Below are 19,570 nucleotides of genomic sequence, written 5' to 3' on the forward strand. Positions count from 1 at the left end.
CGCACTCCGCCATCTTCTCCGCGAAGACCGGCGAGAAGTCCAGGAGTTCACGCGCCATGCCGATCCACTGCGAACCCTGACCCGGGAACACGAACACCGCACCGTTCGCCGCACCCGGTGCGACCCGGCCGGTGATCGCCCCGGCGGAGGCGCCGGCGCTGCTGAACTCCCGCAGCCGCTCGACCAGTTCGTCCCGGTTGCCACCGACCACGACGGCCCGGTGGTCCAGCAGGGCGCGACCGTTCGCGAGGGTGAACGCGACGTCGTGCAGGTCGAGTTCGGTCCCGTCGGTGATCCGCTCCAGCAGGCGCGCGGCCTGCTCGGTCAGCGCGGACTCGCTCCGGGCGGACAGCACCCACGGCACCGGACCCTCACCCGCTGCCTCGGGCGACTCCGCCACCGGCTCCTGCGTCCCGGCGGCCGGCTCCTCGGGTGCGGCCTCCAGGATGACGTGGGCGTTGGTCCCGCTGATGCCGAAGGAGGACACGGCGGAACGGCGCGGCCGGTCCAGCTCGGGCCACTCCCGCTGCTCGGTGAGCAGGCTGACCGCGCCGGACTCCCAGTCCACGTGGTGGGAGGGGGTGTCGGCGTGCAGGGTGCGCGGCATCACGCCGTGCCGCATCGCCTCGATCATCTTGATGACACCGGCGACGCCGGCGGCGGCCTGGGTGTGGCCGATGTTGGACTTCAACGAGCCGAGCCAGAGCGGCTGTTCGGTGTCGCGGCCCTGGCCGTAGGTGGCCAGCAGGGCCTGGGCCTCGATCGGGTCGCCCAGGGTGGTGCCGGTGCCGTGCGCCTCCACGGCGTCGACGTCGGCCGCACCCAGCCGGGCGTTGGCCAGCGCGCCCCGGATGACGCGCTGCTGCGAGGGGCCGTTGGGCGCGGTGAGGCCGTTGCTGCCGCCGTCCTGGTTGACGGCGGAGCCGCGGACGACGGCCAGTACCTGGTGGCCGTTGCGTCGCGCGTCGGAGAGGCGTTCGACGACCAGCAGGCCGACGCCCTCGCCCCAGCCGGTGCCGTCGGCGTCGTCGGAGAAGGCCTTGCAGCGGCCGTCGGCGGCGAGGCCGCGCTGACGGGAGAACTCGACGAACATGCCCGGCGTGGAGAGCACCGTGACACCGCCGGCCAGTGCCAGCGAGCACTCGCCGTTGCGCAGGGCCTGAACGGCCAGGTGCAGGGCGACGAGCGAGGAGGAGCAGGCGGTGTCCACCGTCATCGCCGGGCCCTCCAGGCCCAGCAGGTAGGAGATCCGCCCGGACGCCATCAGCCGCGGGCCGTACTCCATGCTCATCGCACCGACGAAGACGCCGGTGCGGCTGCCGCGCAGTCCGTCGGGGTTGACGCCGGCCCGCTCCAGGGCCTCCCAGGCGGTCTCGACCAGCAGGCGCTGCTGCGGGTCCATGGCGGCGGCCTCGCGCGGGCTGATGCCGAAGAAGTCGGCGTCGAACTCGCTCGCCCCGGAGAGGAATCCGCCGTGGCGGGCGTAGCTGGTGCCGGGGTTCGCCGGGTCCGGGTGGTAGAGGCCGGCCAGGTCCCAGCCGCGGTCGGTGGGGAACTCGGAGATGGCGTCGGTGCCGTCGAGCACCGACTGCCAGAGCTGCTGCGGCGAGTCGATCCCCCCGGGCAGGTGGCAGGCCATGCCGACGACCACGATCGGGTCCTCGTCGGTGGCGGCGACCGGGGCGGCGGTCCGCCGGTCGTCGTCGGCGGCGTCCAGCACGCCGACGATCCGCTCGTGCAGGTAGGCGGTGAGGGCGTTCGGCGTCGGGTAGTCGAAGAGCACACTGGCGGGCAGCCGCAGGCCGGTCGCCGAGGCGAGCCGGTTGCGCAGCTGCACGGAGAGCACGGAGTCGAAGCCGAGGTCGCGGAAGGTCTCGTCGGCGGCGAAGCCGGTCCCGCCGGTGCCCTCGGCCAGGTGCTCGGTGAGCCAGCGGCGCAGGAAGCCCTCCGGCTCGGTGCGGATCCGGTCGCGCAGGGCGAGGGTCGCGGAGCTGAGGTGCTGCTCGGCGGCGGGCGCGGCGGGGCGCTCGTCGAGCCAGTAGCGCTCGCGCTGGAAGGCGTAGGTCGGCAGGTCGACGGTCGGTGCCGCGCCGATGGTCCCGGCCCAGTCGACCGGCACACCGGAGACCCAGGCCTGGGCGAGGCCGGTGAGCAGGGTCTGCGGCTCGGGGTGGTCGCGGTGCTGGAGCGCCACGGCGAGTTCGGCCTCGTCGGGCCGGACCAGCGGGGTCAGGGTGGCGTCGGGACCGAGTTCGACGAACCGGGTGACGCCCTGCGCGCGGCAGGCGTTGATCGCGTCGTGGAAGCGGACCGTCGCGCCGACGTGCCCGATCCAGTAGTCCTCGGTCATCGGGGTGCCGGTGCGGCCGGTGACGGTGGAGACGATCGGGATGCGCGGCTCGGCGACGGTCAGGCCGTCGATCCGGCGGGCGAACTCGTCGAGCATGGGCAGGGTGAGCGGCGAGTGGGCGGCGTTCTGGACCCGGAGCCGGGTGGTGCGGCGGCCGAGGGCGCGGAAGTCGTCGGCGATCCGGGCCACCGACTCCTCGGCGCCGGAGAGCACGACCGAGGTCGGCCCGTTGATGACGCCGATGGAGACATCGGTGACGCCGTCGAGCGCGGCGAGCGCCTCCTCCTCGGTCGCCTCGACGGCGATCATGGCGCCGCCGGCCGGCAGGGCCTCCATCAGCTCGCCGCGGGCGGCGGCGAGCGCGGCCGCCTCGGGCAGCGAGAGGGCGCCGGAGACGTGGGCGGCGACGATCTCGCCGAAGGAGTGTCCGACCAGCAGGTCCGGTTCGACGCCCCAGGAGGTGACCAGGCGGTAGAGGGCGACCTGGAAGGCGAACAGGGCGGGCTGCATGCAGCGCATGCCGTCCAGGGCCGGCCCGGCGTCGGCGCGCTCGCCGAACAGCACCTCGCGCAGGCCGAGGGCGGGGTCGAGGTGGGCGAGCACCTCGTCCAGGGCCGCGGCGAACACCGGGTAGGCGGCGTACAGTTCGCGCCCCATGCCGACCCGGTGGGCGCCGCCGCCGGCGAACAGGAAGGCCGTCCGCCCGGCCGGGGCGGCGAGGCCGCTGACGGCCTCCTCGTGGAGCCGCTCCAGGCGGGCGGTGAGGTCGGAGCGGTCCGTGCCGAGGACGACGGCGCGGTGCTCGAAGACGGAGCGGCCGGTGGCCAGCGAGCGGGCGATCCCGGCGGCGTCGGCCGCGGCCGCTCCGGCGTCGGCGCCCAGGTGGGCGAGCAGCTTGCCGGCCTGTGCCTCCAGCGCGCGGCCGGAGCGGGCGGACAGCACCCACGGCAGCGGGCCCCGCGCGGCGGTCGCGGCGGCGGCGGGCGCGGTGGTGATGGCGGCGGTGGGCGTGGCGGTGTCGACCGGCGCGGTGAGCTCGACCGGCGCGGCCCCGGCCGACGGGGCGGCGGCGTCCGCCGGGTGGCCGGAGTAGGGCCCCTCGGCCAGCACGACGTGGCAGTTGGTGCCGCCGATGCCGAACGAGCTGACACCGGCGACCAGCGGGACCTCCGGGTCCGGCCAGGCGTCGAGCTCGGTCTGCACCCGGAGGTTCAGCTCGTCGAGCGGGATCGCCGGGTTGGGGGTGCGGAAGTGCAGGCTGGCGGGCAGCCGGCGGTGGCGCAGCGCCAGTGCGGCCTTCAGCAGGCCGACGATGCCGGCCGCGGCCTCCAGGTGCCCGATGTTGGTCTTGACCGAGCCGACCCGCAGCGGCCGGCGGCCGTCGGCGCCGCGGCCGATCACGGCGGACACCGCGGCGGCCTCGACCGGGTCGCCCACGGGGGTTCCGGTGCCGTGGAGTTCGACGTACTGGACGGCCTCGGTGCCGATCCCGGCATTGGCGTAGGCCTGCCGCAGGACCTGCTGCTGGCCCGCGACATCGGGGTCGCTGAGCCGCTCCCCGCCGCCGTCGTTGTTGACGGCGCTGCCCCGGATCACGCAGTAGACGGGGTCGCCGTCGGCGACGGCCTGCGCGAGCGGCTTGAGCAGGACCACGCCGCCGCCCTCGCCGCGGACGAAGCCGTCGGCGCTCTCGTCGAACACGGCGCAGCGGCCCTTGGCGGAGAGGGCGCCGAGGCCGGCGGCGGCCCGCATGCCGTCCGGCGAGAGGATCAGGTTGACGCCACCGGCGAAGGCGAGGTCGGACTCGCCGCGGCGGATGCTCTCGCAGGCGAGGTGGACGGCGACCAGGGAGGAGGCCTGGGCCGCGTCGACGGAGAGGCTGGGGCCCTGGAGGCCGAGGGTCCAGGAGACCCGGTTGGCGACGACGGCCCGGTGCCGGCCGGTGAAGTCGTGCAGTTCGCCGTGGCCGGCCCGGTCGCTGCGGGCGGCGAGGGCGGCGTAGTCGTCGGAGGAGACGCCGACGAACACGCCGGTGCGCGAGCCGCGCAGCCGGTGGTCGGGCAGCCCGGCGTCCTCCATCGCCTCCCAGACCAGTTCCAGGGCGAGGCGCTGCTGCGGGTCCATGGCCGCGGCCTCGTCGGGCTCGACGCCGAAGAAGGCGGCGTCGAAGGTGCCGACCTCGTCGAGGAAGCCGCCGGTCCAGGACGCGCCGCCGGGGCCGCGCTGCTCCGGCCAGGGCGAGAGGGCGTCGGTGCCCTCCGTCAGGAGTTGCCAGAACGCGGCCGGACCCGATGCCGAGGGGACCCGACAGGAGGCTCCGATCACGGCGATGGCGGTGTCGTGGGTGCGGCCGATCGTCTGGTCACCGGACATGGAGGGCTTCATACCGGGAGTATCCGTTTCCGGACCGGACCGGGACTTCCGCCAGAGGAACGGCAGGAAGGCAGGGCTTCGGGGCAGGATCGGCGGCGCGAAACCAGGACTTTAGACCAAGGTGGGCGACCGGATCCCGGGCGCCGGGGCCGGCGCCGCCGTGTCCGCCGACCGTCGGACGTCCGGTCAGTCTGCCCACCGGGGGCCGGTGTTGAACGCGGACACGACAGCGGGGCGTCCGCACGGTGGTTCCGTGCGGACGCCCCGCTGTCGTGCGGTCGTCCTCCTCGCCGTCCGCGGCCGTCGTCTCACATGGCCGCGGCCGAGGCGATCAGCTGTGCCCGGGAGGCCATGTGGGCCTTCGCGAGCACGTTGGAGACGTGGAACTTGACGGTCTTTTCACTCAGGCCCAGCCGACGAGCGATCTCCTTGTTGGCCATGCCCCGCCGCACCAGCTGGAGCACCTCGGACTCGCGCGAAGTCAAGGGTGCGTGGGTGGGGACGACCGAGAGGGGGCGGGGTAGGGTGTCCCGCACGAACCGGAGGAGCAGGCCGCTGAGGCCGGGGGAGACGTAGCAGTCGCCGGTGGTGGCCCGGCGGACCGCTTCGACGAGGACCTCCTCGGGATCGTCCGAGTGCACGACGGCACGCACGTTGGCCTGCGTCAGACGGATCCAGTCGGCCGCGGTCTCGGCGTCCTCCACGACGACCACCAGGGCGGTGTCGAGGGCGGTCAGCTCGTGCAGGTGGTCGGTCTGGGTCCGGGCTTCGAGCACCACGACGTCCGGTTCGCGCACCGCCGTCGCCGTCAGCAGTCCGATGATGTCCGCGGCCTCGCCGACCACGGTCAGTGCGTCGTCCTGCTTCAGTGCCCCACGAATGCCCAGTCGCGCGTAGGGGTGTCTACTGCATACAAATACTCGTGTCTGGCTGCTGCCACTATCCAACTTTTCCGCTCTCCTGTTATGTGGGCACACAGGGGGGAGGGGCGGGGCCGGCCGGGCGTGAATGATCGGCACGCCGGGCTCGGCCCGCATTTCCGGGCAGCGCGAGATCGTGGTCGCGTTACCCGGTGAAATGGACAGTAAAAGACGCTCTCGAAATCGCCGGGAAATCCGTGGAAAGCCGCTTCGGGTGCGCGGCGCACCCGGGCCGGATCCGGCCGCCCGCGCGGGAGAATTCTGCGGGTGGCCGGATTCCGGACACGGTGCGGGGATGGAAGGGCGGATTGTCGAGACGCGGCGTGCTCGCCCCCGTGCAGTGCTGCGTCGGTCAGTCCGTCGAATTCCGGCGGGAGATCTCGATGGCGCCCACCGGACACAGTTGGGCGGCGCGCTCGACCGCCTCCTGGAGGTGCTCGGGCGGCTGGGAGATCCGCAGCAGCACCATGCCGTCCCGGTTGTCCTGGTCGAACACGTCGGGGACGGTCTCCACGCAGTTGCCGGACCCGCAGCACAGGTCCCGGTCGACGGTGATGTGCATGGTCACCACGTCACCGGCAGTTCGCCCAGCCCGAAGGTGACCGCCTCGTGGCGCTTCGGGACGTCCGCCAGGGTCGTCTGCGACCGGAGGTTGGGGAACTGCTTGGCCAGCTGGACCAGGGCGATCCGCAGCTCGGCCCGGGCCAGCGGCTGGCCGATGCACTGGTGCAGGCCGAAGCCGAACGCCATGTGCCGGTGGGCCTCGTTGCGCCGGGGGTCGAAGAACTCGGGGTCGTGGAAGACCGAGCCGTCCCGGTTGGCCATCGACAGCATCGCCACGACGCTCTCGCCGGCCTTGATCTCCCGGTCGCCGATGACGGCGTCCTCCAGGGCGAGCCTGGGGAGACCGGTCCGGACGACGGTGCAGTACCGGAGCAGTTCCTCGACGAGGTTGGGCGCCAGGCCCGGGTCCTCGCGCAGGGCGTCCAGGTGCTCGGGGTGCTCCAGCAGCGCCAGCGCCGACATCCCGATCATGTTCGCGGTGGTCTCGTGGCCCGCCACCAGCAGCAGCATGGCCATGCTCAGGAGCTCCTCCTCCTTGAGCTCCCCCGGGATCACGCGCTCGGCCACCAGCCGGCTGAGGAGGTCCTCGCCGGGGTGGGTCCGCTTGTGCGCGATCAGGTCGCCCAGCAGGCCGTTCAGGGCGCCCATGGCGGCGCCGACCTCGGCCGGACCGGAGTTCCGGTCCATGATCGCGCGGCTGTGGTGCTGGAAGAAGTCGTGGTCCGAGTAGGGCACGCCGAGCAGGTGGCAGATGGTCATCGACGGCACCGGCAGCGCGAACTCGTTCATCAGGTCGGCCGGCGGGCCGATCTCGCGCATGCGGCCGAGGGCCTCGTTGACGGTCTCCTCGATCAGCGGCTCGATCCGCCGGATGTTCTTGATCATGAACTCGGCGGTCAGCATGCGCCGGAAGCGGCTGTGGGCGTCGCCGTCCATGAAGATGAACAGCCCGGACGCGCCCTCGCGGGTCGGCGGGATCGGGTTCAGGACCGGGAACCCGGGGCGGTACTGGTCGGAGCTGAAGCCCGGGTGGCGCAGCAGCTGCCGCACGTCCTCGTGCTTGGTGATCAGCCAGGCCCAGCCGCCGAAGGGGAGTCTGATTCTGCCGGTCGACTCGTCGAGGTGCTTCAGGTCGTGATCTCTGACCGGAATGAACGGGTCGTGGTCCGACCCGATGAACGGGAACGCCGGAAAGGCGGCCACATCAACGCTTGCTACTTCCCCCACTTTTACCCCCGTGGATGGAACTCGACATTGAGCCATCACCCTAACAGGTCGTCATCGGACGGATCTTCGATAGTGATCCACCTCACATGCTCATGACGATTGGCTCGGGGAAAGTCCTTGGTTCGCCGGAGAAGCTCCTCCGGGAAGCGGTGGGAGTCGTTCCGTTCGTGTCGTTCGGAGGGGGGTGCTGGATTTTCATTGCGGCGATATTGCAAAACGGAATGCCGAGATTCCCGGTGCCGCCGCGGGGAGAACGGGGAGCCGGGTTCGGGGGGTGTGAACGAGTTGTCCCGCGCAGGGGCCAAGGGGGTCGGCGCGGGTGGTGCGGGGGCGCGAGTGGCGCAGGGGTCGCCGCGCATGCCGGGGGCGTCATGCGCGGCGACCCCTGGTTCGGGGGCCTGCTCCCGCGGCCGGATCCGGCGGCGGGGTCGGGCAGGGGTCGTCCGGGGGTCGGACGACGGGGTCAGGCGACGGCGGGGAAGGTGAACCGGACGGCGGTCAGCCGCTCCGACAGCTCCCACAGGCGCTTGCCGGTCTCGGCGTCGGCGGCGGACGGGGCCAGCTGGACCACCTTCGGGGCGCCGCGCAGCTCGGCCATCCCGCTCGGGCCGATGAACTGCCCGGCCTCGACGTCCGGGGCGGTGGCGGCGAACAGCTGGGGCAGCGCGCCCTGGTCCGGGGCCTGGGCGAGCGGGGTCAGGATGCGGCCGAAGAGCACCTTCACCATGCCGACCGGGGAACTGGTCTGGAGGTTGGTGGCGGTGTAGCCGGGGTGCGCGAGCAGGCTGCGGACCGGGCTGCCGGCCGCGGTGAGGCGCTGGTGCAACTCCCAGCCGAACGCGGCGTTGGCGAACTTGGACTGGTTGTAGTAGCCCATCGGCGAGTACTTGCGCTCGCCGGAGAGGTCGTCGAAGAAGACCTTCCCCTGCCGGTGGTTGGTCGAGCTCACCGTGACCACCCGGGGGTCCTTGCCCTCGGCCAGCAGGTCGAGCAGCAGCCCGGTGAGGGCGAAGTGGCCGAGGTGGTTGGCGGCGAACTGGATCTCGTGACCCTGCGCGTTCAGCGTCCGCGGCGGCGCCATCACGCCCGCGTTGTTGACGAGGACGTCCGGGCGGGTCCCGTCGACGCGCAGCCGTTCGGCGAAGGAGCGGACCGAGTCGAGGTCAGCCAGGTCGAGGCGGCGCACCTCCAGGCGGGCGCCCGGCTGTGCGGCCGTGATCTCCGCGGCCGCCCGTCGGCCCTTGACCTCGTCGCGCACGGCGAGGATCACCTGGCCGCCCTTGCGGGCGATCGCCCGGGTGGTCGCCAGGCCGAGGCCGCTGTTCGCCCCGGTGACGACGAACACCCGCCCTGTCTGGTCCGGAATCCGATCGGCGGTCCAGCCCTGCTGCTTCGTCATGCGTCACACGTTGCCCTACCTGTCACCGAGTGTCAAGCGCGCCCTTAGGGGTCAAAGACGGCGCGGCGTGTAACATGAGGGGGTGACTACCCGCCCTGAAGCGAGCCTGGCCCAGCGCAAGCGTCAGCTGGTCTCCGACGAGCTGTCCCAGGCCGCGCTGAACCTCCTGGCGCAGAAGGGGTTCGACGCGGTCACGGTCGACGAGATCGCGGCCGCGGCCGGCATGTCCAAGCGCACCTTCTTCCGCTACTTCGCGTCCAAGGAGGACGTGGTCGTCCAGTTCCTCGGGGAGATGGGCGTCGGCATGCGGGCCGAGCTCGCCGGCAGGCCGGCCGAGGAGTCGCCGTCGGTGGCACTGCGGCACACCGTCTGGGTCTCCATCGACGCCTGCGCCGGCCATGCCGAGCAGGCGCTGCGGGTGGTGCAGCTGATCCTGGGCACGCCGGCGCTGCACGCCCGCTTCCTGGAGCGCCAGGCGCAGTGGCGCGACGAGCTGGCGGCCGAGCTGGCCGACCGGCTGGACCTGGGCTCCGCGACCGGCCTCCACCCCCGGCTCGCCGCGGGGATGGCGCTGACCGCGTTCGACGTCGTCCTGCAACTGTGGAGCGCCAGCGACGGCGCCGAGGACCCGGCCGAACTGACCGACCGCGCCTTCGCCACCATCGCCCCCGCCCTGGACGCCCTGCCGGGCTAGGGCTGGGCCCGGGCCGGGAGCGCCTCGGAACGACGGAACGCGCTCCCGGAACGCGTGCCGGAACGCCGAACGGCTCCGGGCGGTTGGCCACCGCCCCCGTGGGGGGTGCTGGCAGCGCAGTGGGCCCTCACGGGCGTTGCAGCAGGTGATGTCGTCGGCGTGCAGAATATGATCGATCGTCAAGTGCGGTGTCCCGGTGGCGTTTTCCTGGGCAGTCCGGCGATCGCTCGGCGGCGCAGTAGAGCTGGTCGCCGATGTACCCGGTGCCGGGGGTGTCGTACTCGCGCGGCCCGGGGGCGGTGGAGGTCCGGATCGGCTCGCCCGCGGTGCAGTCGGCGGCGCCGGTCCGGGTGAACGCGCGAAGGCCGGCGGTGCAGTCGGTGATCGGGCGGTCGAAGGCCCCGACGACGGTGCCTGACGGCGGTGCGGGAGTTCGGAATTCCCGCACCGCATTGGTTCCCCCCGGGCCGGGGGTGCGTGTCGGGCGAACTGCGACCGCGGTCGCCGGGAGCCGTTTGCCACCCCTGTTCGGGGCCGGCCGGGCCCCGCCCCAGGGGCGAAAGAGTTCCTTGACATGGCACGACAAGATCCGTATCGTCCCAGGTGGGAGGGGGCGCCGGGGTGTCGATGGAAATTCTCCAGTACTGACCGGCGGAATATGTGAGCAATCGGTGGTGATCTGGTTTCCCCGCCGGCCGGCCCGGAATGGCCGGGCCCGACCGCCGCGCGGACGGCGGGGGCGACGGGGGTCGTCGTGGTTCGACGGCAGGCCAGGTAGGGGCGTTGGGGCGGCTGACGGCCGGGTGGTTCGCGGTACTGCCGCAGCCCTCGTGCGGGTCGGGTCCGGCCCCGTCGAGGGGGATTCCGGCAGGCACTGTCGGAGTGTGTGAAGGATTCCCCCGTGTGTCGTCCGCGGAATCTCGGAAGTTCTGTTCGACCCCCTTTGTCAAGGCTTTTCGACAGAGCTTTTCCATTGACCCGGAGCGGTTTCTCCGGGTGCAATCCTGCAATGCGCGAGTTGGTTTCTTCATGAGTCATTTTGTGGCGAAGCTCTATGCCGGCAAATCGGTAGTCATCACCGGTGGGGCTTCGGGTATCGGGTATGCGATGGCGCGGGAATTCGGCCTGCACGGCGCCGGTGTCGTGCTGGCCTCGCGCAGCGGGGACCGCCTGGACGCGGCCGCCCGGCGCCTGCGCGCCCTGGGTGTGCGGTGCGAGACGGCGGTCTGCGACGTCCGCAACGAGGACGAGGTCGCGCGCGCGGTCGAGCTGACCCTGGACCACTTCGGCGCGGTGGACGTGCTGGTGAACAATGCCGCCGCCAACTTCTGGTCACCGGCGGAGACCATGTCCGCCCGCTCGTTCCGGACCGTCGTCGACATCGATCTGCTGGGCACCTTCCACTGCACCCGGGCCGTCGTGCCGCACATGATCGAGCAGCAGAGCGGCGTGGTCCTCAATATCGTGGTCACCGACCCGCACCGGGGCTTCCCCTACTTCGCGCACGCGGCCGCGGCGAAGGCCGGTGTGCTGGGGCTCACCACGACCTGGGCGCGGGAGTGGGGGCGGCACGGGATCCGGGTCAACGCCATCGCCCCGGGGCCGACCCCGTCCGAGGGCGCCCTCAGCGGAATGGCGGTCGGCCGGCCCGACCTGCCGCCCTCCTTCGAGCGGCACGCCCAGCGGGTGCCGCTCGGCCGGCTGGCCCGGCCCGAGGACACGGCCGCCGCGGCGCTGTTCCTGTGCAGCGACGCCGCCGCCTACATCACCGGGGTCAACCTCGCCGTCGACGGCGGGGTGTCGCTGCCCGTCCCGACCAGTGAACTCCCCTACGGGACAGGCGTTCCCGCGGACGTCGCGCCGACGGAGGTACCTGCCGGGAGCGGCTGAGCTCCCGCCCCGCGCGCTCCGCTCCCCACCCTTCGCTCCCCGTGCTCCGCCCTTTCACCCGTCACCGTCACCTTCACCGTCACCGTCACCTTCGCCGTTCGCCTTTCGCGCCCGGACCGCCGACCGCCGACCACCCCGGTGGTCCGTCACCGTGCGCCGCCGGACCCCCGGCGGCCGGCGCCCGCGATCCGAACCCCCGTCTTATCGATCGGGTGCCGCTCCCCGGTGCCCGGACAGGAGGACCCTCCATGACCCACGAGGACGACCGCATCGCGGTGATCGGCGTCGCCGGCCGCTTCCCGGGTGCTCCCGACGTGGAGACCTACTGGTCCAACGTACTGAGCGGCCGGGTGAGCGTCAGCGACCTGTCCGACGACACCCTCCGCGCGGCGGGCGTCCCGGAGTCCGCCGTCGCGGACCCCCACTACGTCAAGCGCGCCCCGCTGCTCGACCGGGTGGCGGACTTCGACGCCGGCCTGTTCGGGTTCAGCCCCCGCGAGGCCGAACTGCGGGACCCGCAGCAGCGGGTGTTCCTGGAGGTGGCGTACTCGGCGCTGGAGGACGCCGGGGTCGACCTGCGCGGCGGCGACTCGATCGGCGTCTTCGGCGGCGGCGCCACCAACCGGTACGCGGAGCTGAACGTCCGGCGCAACGCCAGGGCCACCCGCACCTACGGCGAGATCGGCATCCAGGCCGGCAACCACAACGACTACATCGCGACCATCGTCTCCTACAAGCTCGACCTGCGCGGCCCGGCCCTGACCGTCGCCACCGCCTGCTCGACCTCGCTGGTGGCGATCCACCTGGCCTGCCAGGCGCTGCGCAACGGCGACTGCGACGTCGCGGTGGCCGGCGGCGTCCAGCTGGAGCTCCCGCACGGCGGCGGCTACCGCTGGGTGCAGGGCGGGATCTTCTCCCGGGACGGCGTCTGCCGGCCGTTCGACAGCGCGGCGGACGGGACGATCTTCGGCGACGGCGCCGGGGCGGTCGTGCTCAAGCCGCTCGCGGACGCGCTGCGCGACGACGACCGGATCCTCGCGGTGGTCCGCGGTTCGGCGATCAACAACGACGGCAGCCGCAAGGCCGGGTTCGCCGCGCCCAGTGTCGACGGCCAGTTCGGCGCCGTCCACGAGGCGCTGGCGGTGTCCGGGGTGGAGGTCTCCGAGGTCGGGTACCTGGAGGCCCACGGCACCGGCACCGCGCTGGGCGACCCGCTGGAGGTCGAGGCGCTCACCCGGGCCTACCGGCGGTTCACCGACCGGACCGGCTTCTGCCGGCTCTCCTCGGTCAAGGGCAACGTCGGCCACCTCGGCCCCGCCTCGGGCATCGCCGGGTTCATCAAGGCCGTGCTCGCGGTCGACCGCGGCGTCATGCCCGGGACGGCCAACTTCACCGCGCCGAACGAGCTGATCGACCTTTCCGCCTCGCCGTTCACGCTGAGCGCGCGCACCGAGCCCTGGGCGCCCGGGCCGCGGATCGCCGGCGTCAGTTCCTTCGGCATCGGCGGTACCAACGCCCACGTCGTCATCGAGCAGGCCCCGCAGCGGGTCCGCGGCCGGGACGAGGCGCCGGGCGCCGTGGTGCTGCCGCTCGCCGCCGCCTCCGCGGCCTCGGTGCGGGCCATGGCGGAGCGCCTGGCCGACCACCTGGCCGGGACCGGCTCCGCGCTGCCGGACGTCGCCAGGGCGCTGCACCGCCGCCCGCTGGACCACCCGCACCGGCTGGTGGTGACGGGCGACGACGCGGACACCCTCGCCGAGGCCCTGAGCGAACTGGCCCGCCGGGGCTCCGAGCCGGTCGGCGAGGCGCCGGACGTGGTGTTCGTGCTGCCCGGCGAGGGCGCCCAGCACCCGGCCATGGCGAGCGGACTCCACGCCGGGGAGCCGGTGTTCCGGGAGGCCTTCGACCACTGCCTGGAGCTGTTCGGCCCGGTGCTCGACAAGGAGCTGCGGGAACTGCTGCTGCACGGCGGCCCGCAGGCGGCCGAGCGGCTCGGGGAGTCCCGGTACGCCCAGCCCGCGCTGTTCGCGGTGCAGTGGGCGCTCGGGCGGCTCTGGGAGTCCTGGGGCGTCACCCCCGACGCCGTGCTCGGCCACGGGGTCGGCGAGGTCGCCGCGGCCGCCCTGGCCGGGGTCCTCGACCTCGCCGACGCCGCCCGGCTGGTGGTCCGCCGCGCCGAGCTGGTCGCCGCCTCGCCGGCCGGAGGGCTGCTGGGTGTGCCGCTGCCGCAGGCCGAGGCGGCCGCCCTGGCCGAGGAGCACGGGGTCTGGGTGGCCGCCGAGGACGGCCCGCGGGCCTGTGTACTGGCCGGACCGGCCGAGGCTCTGGCCGAGGTCCGTGCCCTGCTGGAGGCCCAGGGCCGCCGGGTCGGCGTGCCGGCCGCGGACCGCGCCTGCCACACCCCGCTGATGGCCGCCGCGGCGGAGGAACTCACCGCCCTGGCCGCGGAGTCGGACCCGCGCCCGCCGGTGGTGCGCTGGTTCTCCGGTCTGACCGGTGCCGCCGTCACCGACGCGCAGGCGGTCGACCCGGCGCACTGGGGCCGCCAGCTCTCCGGGCGGGTGCGGTTCCGGGAGGCGGTCGAGGCGGCGGGCGCCGACCGGGCCTGTGTGTTCGTCGAGCTCGGGCCCGGGCAGTCGCTCGCGCCGGCGATCCGGCGGGCCGCGGCCAGGGCCCCGCAGGACTGGTCCGTCGCGGTCTCGCTCCCCTCCCAGGCCACCGCCGACGCCTCGGCGGTCCTCTGCGCCGCCGCGACCGGGCTGTGGCAGCAGGGCGTCCCCGTCCGCTGGCGGGCCGTCTCCGGGCAGCACCCGCGGATCCCGGCCGCGGTGCCCGGCTACGTCTTCGACCGGTCGTCGTTCTGGATCGACCCGGACCCGGTGGAGCCCGTCGCGGCCCCGGGCACGGACACCGCCGCGGCCGGTCCGGCGCGGCCCGCGGCGGGCACGGACGCCGAGGCACCCGTGGACGACCGCATCACCGTCCCCGGCTGGCGCGAGCGGCCGCTCGACGGGAGCGCCGACGCGTCGGTGGACACCGCCGGCCGGCACTGGCTGCTGCTCGGCGACACCGAGGAGCGCTGCGCCGGCTTCGCGGAGCGGCTCCTCGGCGACGCCGCGACGGTGACCTCGGTCGTGGTCGGAGCCGCGGACAGCGAGCGGGCACTGGCCCGGGTGGCCGAGGAACTCCGCGCCCACGAGGGCCCGTTGGAGATCGTCCAGCTGTGCCTCCTGGGCGGTCGCCCGGACGGTCTCGACGACGGGGCCGCGGCCGAGCACTGGCTGGACCGGGGCTACCGGGCGCTGCTGGACACCGTCCGGGAGCTCGCCCGGAGCGGCCGGCCGGGCCGTCCGGTCCGGCTCACCGTGCTCGGCGACCGGATCCGGGACGTCTCCGGCACCGAGGCCGTCGAGCCGGCCAAGGCCGCCGCCGTCCCGCTGCTGCAGATCGCCGCCCAGGAGTCCGAGCGGCTGCGCACCCGGGTGATCGACGCCGGGCCCGGGACGGCGGACGGCGGTGACGGGCCGTCGGCCCGCACCCTGCGCGCGGTGCTGGCCGAGGACCGCGGCGCCCGCTGGGAGCAGCTGGCCGTGCGCGGGACCAGGGTGTGGACGCCCGACTACCGCCCGGTGGAACCCGCCGCGCTGGCGGCCGAGCCGGAGGTGGCCGACGGCGACGTCTGGCTGGTGACCGGCGGCCTGGGCGCCCTGGGCCTGATCGCCGCCGAACGACTGGCCGCACTGGGCCGGGTCCGGCTCGCGCTGCTGGGCCGTCGCGGCCTGCCGGCCCGGGAGCACTGGCACTCCGGCACCGGCCTGACCGCCGACCAGCTGGCCGCCGTGGCGGCGATCACCCGGATCGAGGCGACCGGCGCGACCGTGCTGCCGCTGGCCGGGGACGTCGCCGACCGGGACGCCCTGGCGGCCGCGGTCGCCCGGGCCAGGGCCGAGCTCGGGCCGGTCCGCGGGGTGGTGCACGCGGCCGGGGTGACCGGCGGCGGCATGATCGCGGTCAAGGACCGCGCGACCTCGGAGCGGGTACTCGCCCCGAAGGTGCGCGGCACCCTGCTGCTCGACGAACTCCTGGGCGACGAGCCCGAGTTCTTCATGCTGTTCTCCTCGGTCGCGGCGCTCAGCGGCCAGTTCGGCCTGGCCGACTACGGCGCGGCCAACGCCTTCCTGGACTCCTTCGCGCACGACCGCGCCCGGCGCCGGCCCGGGCGCACCGTCTCGGTGAACTGGCCCTCCTGGGACGGCGCCGGGATGGCCGCCGACAGCTCGGCCCAGGCCTCGCGCCACGACCCCCGGTGGCGCTCGGACGCGGGCGTCGGGATCACCGCGCGTCCGGACGGCCCCGAGGGCGCCTTCGAGGTCGTGCTGACGCCCGAGGCCTGGCTGCTCGACGAGCACCGGCTGAACGGCGTACCGATGCTGCCCGGCACCGGCTACCTGGAGCTGGTGCTGCGCGCCGCCCGCACCCTCCACCCCGGGCCGCTGCGGCTCTCCGACGTCACGTTCACCGCGCCGCTGCCGGTCGACGGTCCGGTCCGGCTCGCGCTGACCCTGGAACCGGACGGCGCCGGACGGCGGTTCAGGGTCACCTCGGAGCACGGCGGCAGGACCGTGCAGCACGCCGGCGGCACCGTCACCCCGGTGGCGGAGGAGATGCCGGTGCACGACCTCGGCCGGCTGCGCGCCGAGCACCCCGAGCCCCGGCCGCTGCCGGAGTACAACGACGGCTCCGGGCTGATGACGGTCGGCCCGCGCTGGCACAACCTGCGGCGGATCGCCGCGGGCGGGGAGACCGTCCTGGCCGAACTGTCGCTGCCGGTCGCGCACGCCGCGGACGTCGCGACGGAGCAACTGCACGCGGCCCTGCTGGACTGCGCCACCTCCTTCGCGCTGCCGCTGCCGGAGGGCGTCAACGCGCTGCCCTTCGCGTACCGGGAGATCGTCGTCCGGGAGGCGCTGCCGGCGACCGTCACGGCACTGGTCACCCCGCACGCCGACGCTGCCCGCGGCACGCTGGTCCGGGACCTCGCACTGCTGGACGAGGCCGGGCGCGAGGTGGTCACCGTGCGCGGGTTCACGCTGCGGGTGATCGACCGGGCGATGGCGGCCCAGGCCGTCGAGCGGCTGCGCCGGACCGGCGGGGACGCCGGCGGCGAGGGCGCCGAGGGTACCCCGGGCACGCCTTCCGCCGTCCCCGTCCTGCCCGCCGTCCCGGCCGACCCGGAGCGGGCCGGGGTCGAGGACTCCGTGCTCGACCCGGTCCTGGGCGCCCGGCTGTTCACCGGGCTGCTGGCCCGGGACCTCGGCCCGCAGGTGGTGATCGCCCCCGAGGGGCTGCGCCGCAAGCTCGACCGCGTCCGCGCGTTCACCCAGGCCTCCCTGCGGGGCGGCCGGGAGGCGGCGGTGGCGGAACCGCTCGTCGAGGCCGTGGCGGTACCGGCGGCGGTCGGGGCTGTGGTGCCGGTCGGTGGTCCGGTGGCCGAGTTGTGGGCGGAGGTGCTGGGTGCTGCGGGTGGTCCGGAGGAGGATTTCTTCGACGCCGGTGGTGACAGTCTGGCGGCCATTCAGCTGGTGGACCGGATCCGGGACGAGTTGGGGGTCGAGCTGCCGATCTCGGCGATGTTCGACCACCCGACCCTCGGCGAGCTCCAGCGCACCGTGGCGGAGGCCCTCCATGGCTGAGCGACCCGCGCGCCCCGGCCGGGCGGCCCACCACATCCCGCTGGACACCGGCGCGTTCGCGCTCTGGGACCAGTTCGTCGTCCGCACCGCCGGCATGCCGGCGGAGTGGGTCGACCGGCTCGCGACCGACCCCGCGCCGCCGGCGGCGGACGAGCGGCCGGACGCGTACGCCGCCCGCTTCGAGCAGGCGGCGCGGAGCTCGGCCGAGGCACTCCTGGAGGTGGCCCGGGAGCCGCTCTTCCGGGAGGCCGTGGCCTGGCAGAACCCGAAGCTGGTGGCCACCCACCTCGACGGCTTCGCGGCCCGCCCGCTGCCCGAGCGGCGCAACAACCGGGTCCGGGAGAAGGAGACCGTCCTCACCCGCTACGTGCAGCGCTACTGCACCAAGAACGACACCATCGGCTTCTTCGGACCAGTCGCCTGGGGCACCGTCGACGACGGCGACGGGATGCGGGTGGACGCGGGGGCCGGGCTGCTGTCCGCACGCTCCGTCTACTTCGAGGTGTGGGCCGTGGACGCGGTCGCGGACGCGCTGCTGGAGCGGCACGGCCTGCGCCCGTGGGTCGCGCCGCGCCGCAACCCCTCGGTGGAGCTGCGCGGCGGGGTGGCGGTGGCGCCGTACCGCGCGCCGATCACTCTCGACGAGCTGTCCGCCGTGCTGCTCGCCGCCGCCAACGGCACCCGCTCCGCCCGGGAACTGGCCGAGGAGGCGAGCTGGCTCGGTCTGCTCGACCCCGCGGACGAGCAGGCCGTCCCGGAGCGGCTGGCCGCGCTCGAACGCCGCGGCCTGCTGCGCTGGGACCTGACCGTGCCGCTCGGCTCCCGGCCGGAGCAGGACCTGCGCGCGCGGCTGCTGGCCTGCGCGCAGGACGGACCGGTCCGGGCCGCGCTCGCCGAGCTGGACCGGCTGATCGCGGCCCGCGACCGGGTGGCCGGGGCGGCCGGGGACCCGGACGCGGTGGTGGCGGCGGTCGCCGCGCTGCACCGGGAGTTCGAGGAGGTCACCGGGGCCGGCGCCTACCGCAGGGACGGCGAGTTCGGGGCGGGCCGGACGGTGGTGTACGAGGACACCGTCCGGGACGTGGAGCTGAGGCTCGGCCGGTCGGCCGTGGCCGCCTTCGGCCCCGCCCTTGCACTCGTCCTGGAGTCCGCGCGCTGGCTGACCCACGAGGTCGCCCGGGAGTACCTGCGGATCGCCGACGAGCTGTACGACGGGCTGGTCGCGCGCGACCCGGACGGCCCCGTCCGGCTGAGCTCGCTCACCCTGCTGCTCGGCCCGCACCTGGTGGGCGCGGAGGCCGTCGTCCCGGCCCAGGTGTCGTCCCGGCTGCGGGAGCGGTGGTGGGCGCTGCTCGCCGATGCGGTCGAGCGGGCCGACGGGCCGGTCACCCTGGACTCGGCGGAGCTGCGCGCGGCCGTGCGCGAGACCTTCGACTGTCCGCGGGCCGGCTGGACGGCGGCCCGCTACCACAGCCCCGACCTGATGGTCAGCGCGGCGGACCCGGCCGATGTCGCGTCCGGCGACGCGCTGTTCGTGCTCGGCGAGCTGCACGCCGCCGTCAACACCACCGAGAACCGGGTGTTCTGCGCCCAGCACCCCGACCCGGCCCAGCTGCTGGAACGGGTCGAGCGGGACGGCATCGGCCACCGCGTGGTGCCGATGCTGCCCAAGGAGTGGCGGGTGCCCAAGGAGTGGCGGGCCGTCACCTCCCGCACCTTCCCGCCGCTCGCCCTGCTGTCGCCCACGTACACCTACTGGTCGATCGGCAACGACCCGGGCGGTGCGCCCACCGCCGCGGTGCTGCCCGCCGCCGGGCTGACGATCACCCGCGAGGACGGCGTGCTGTGGGTGGGCGACGCCGGGGGCGGCTTCCGGGCCGAGCTGCTGGAGGTGCTCGGCGAACTGCTCTCCATGGTCACGGTGAACGCCTTCGGGATGGTCCCCGACCTGCCGCACGTCCCCCGGATCACGATCGACGGCCTGGTGGTGGTGCGGGAGACCTGGCGGGTGCCGGCCGACGGCCTCGACCTGGGCGCCTCGCCGGACGAGGCCGCGGACCACCGGGCGTTCGGGCTGCTGGCCGAGCGGCTGGGCCTGCCCCGGCGGACCTTCGTCCGGGTCACCGGGGAGCGCAAGCCGGTGTACGTCGACGCGCGGAACCCGCTGCTGGTCCGTTCGCTGCTGCGGATGGTCCGCAAGGCGGCCAAGGAGGGCCCGGCCGAACTCGTGATCAGCGAGATGCTGCCGGACCCCGACGGGCTGTGGCTGTCCCGGCCCGGCATCGGGCGGTACACGACGGAGTTCCGCTTCGTCGCCGTCGACCACCACGGCCTGGAGCCCGGCGACGGCGCGGACCGCGACGGCTCGGGCCACGTCGACGCGGGCCACGTCCGCGAGGACCGGGACGGCGTCGACCGCCGAGGAAGCGAGTAGCGAGGCAGTGAGCAGCGAGGAAGTGA

10 protein-coding genes are annotated in these 19,570 nt (G+C 74.3%); 4 read left to right on the top strand and 6 right to left on the bottom strand.

The annotated features are described in order from the left end of the window. The 5 genes from ADK60_RS08840 to ADK60_RS08860 all read right to left on the bottom strand — a co-directional run. Nucleotides 1-4,723 (bottom strand): type I polyketide synthase (locus tag ADK60_RS08840; protein ID WP_159400360.1); only part of this gene is annotated, 4,723 nt, incomplete at its 3' end. A gap of 308 nt (nucleotides 4,724-5,031) precedes the next feature. Next, the gene (locus ADK60_RS08845; protein ID WP_052709422.1) at nucleotides 5,032-5,568 is read right to left on the bottom strand and encodes a response regulator transcription factor; all 537 of its coding nucleotides are present in this window, start codon (nucleotides 5,566-5,568) and stop codon (nucleotides 5,032-5,034) included. Between the two features lie 427 nt (nucleotides 5,569-5,995). Continuing rightward, entirely contained in the window at nucleotides 5,996-6,205 is a 210-nt protein-coding gene (locus ADK60_RS08850; protein ID WP_045942577.1) for a ferredoxin, read from the bottom strand. A 2-nt stretch (nucleotides 6,206-6,207) separates the two neighbouring features. Then, nucleotides 6,208-7,410 (bottom strand): cytochrome P450, encoded by a 1,203-nt coding sequence (locus ADK60_RS08855; RefSeq protein ID WP_063772553.1) that lies wholly within the window; start codon nucleotides 7,408-7,410, stop codon nucleotides 6,208-6,210. Nucleotides 7,411-7,897: 487 nt separating this feature from the next. Further along, nucleotides 7,898-8,833, bottom strand: a complete 936-nt coding sequence (locus ADK60_RS08860) for an oxidoreductase (protein WP_053644660.1) — start codon at nucleotides 8,831-8,833, stop codon at nucleotides 7,898-7,900. A gap of 82 nt (nucleotides 8,834-8,915) precedes the next feature. Between ADK60_RS08860 and ADK60_RS08865 the strand changes: the two genes are divergently transcribed. Next, nucleotides 8,916-9,527 (top strand): TetR family transcriptional regulator, encoded by a 612-nt coding sequence (locus ADK60_RS08865; protein ID WP_053644662.1) that lies wholly within the window; start codon nucleotides 8,916-8,918, stop codon nucleotides 9,525-9,527. A gap of 127 nt (nucleotides 9,528-9,654) precedes the next feature. On the opposite strand, the gene ADK60_RS44635 is transcribed toward ADK60_RS08865, so the two are convergent. Next, nucleotides 9,655-9,975, bottom strand: a complete 321-nt coding sequence (locus ADK60_RS44635; protein ID WP_159400361.1) for a hypothetical protein — start codon at nucleotides 9,973-9,975, stop codon at nucleotides 9,655-9,657. 581 nt (nucleotides 9,976-10,556) lie between these two features. On the opposite strand from ADK60_RS44635, the gene ADK60_RS08870 reads away from it, so the two are divergent. The 3 genes from ADK60_RS08870 (at nucleotide 10,557) to ADK60_RS08880 (ending at nucleotide 19,544) form a co-directional block, all read left to right on the top strand. Continuing rightward, complete coding sequence (locus ADK60_RS08870; protein ID WP_079008173.1) at nucleotides 10,557-11,417, top strand: SDR family oxidoreductase; 861 nt, start codon at nucleotides 10,557-10,559, stop codon at nucleotides 11,415-11,417. 248 nt (nucleotides 11,418-11,665) lie between these two features. Next, nucleotides 11,666-17,110 (top strand): type I polyketide synthase, encoded by a 5,445-nt coding sequence (locus ADK60_RS08875; protein WP_053644665.1) that lies wholly within the window; start codon nucleotides 11,666-11,668, stop codon nucleotides 17,108-17,110. Further along, entirely contained in the window at nucleotides 17,103-19,544 is a 2,442-nt protein-coding gene (locus ADK60_RS08880; RefSeq protein ID WP_053644667.1) for a lantibiotic dehydratase, read from the top strand. The genes ADK60_RS08875 and ADK60_RS08880 overlap by 8 nt, the downstream gene beginning before the upstream one ends. Nucleotides 19,545-19,570: the final 26 nt, after the last annotated feature.

Source organism: Streptomyces sp. XY431, assembly GCF_001279805.1.
GTDB classification, from domain to species: domain Bacteria; phylum Actinomycetota; class Actinomycetes; order Streptomycetales; family Streptomycetaceae; genus Kitasatospora; species Kitasatospora purpeofusca.

Coding starts and splice junctions, on each gene's coding strand:
- ADK60_RS08850 (WP_045942577.1), bottom strand. CDS start 6,205: ATGCACATCACCGTCGACCGGGACCTGTGCTGCGGGTCCGGCAACTGC.
- ADK60_RS08860 (WP_053644660.1), bottom strand. CDS start 8,833: ATGACGAAGCAGCAGGGCTGGACCGCCGATCGGATTCCGGACCAGACA.
- ADK60_RS08870 (WP_079008173.1), top strand. CDS start 10,557: ATGAGTCATTTTGTGGCGAAGCTCTATGCCGGCAAATCGGTAGTCATC.
- ADK60_RS08875 (WP_053644665.1), top strand. CDS start 11,666: ATGACCCACGAGGACGACCGCATCGCGGTGATCGGCGTCGCCGGCCGC.
- ADK60_RS08880 (WP_053644667.1), top strand. CDS start 17,103: ATGGCTGAGCGACCCGCGCGCCCCGGCCGGGCGGCCCACCACATCCCG.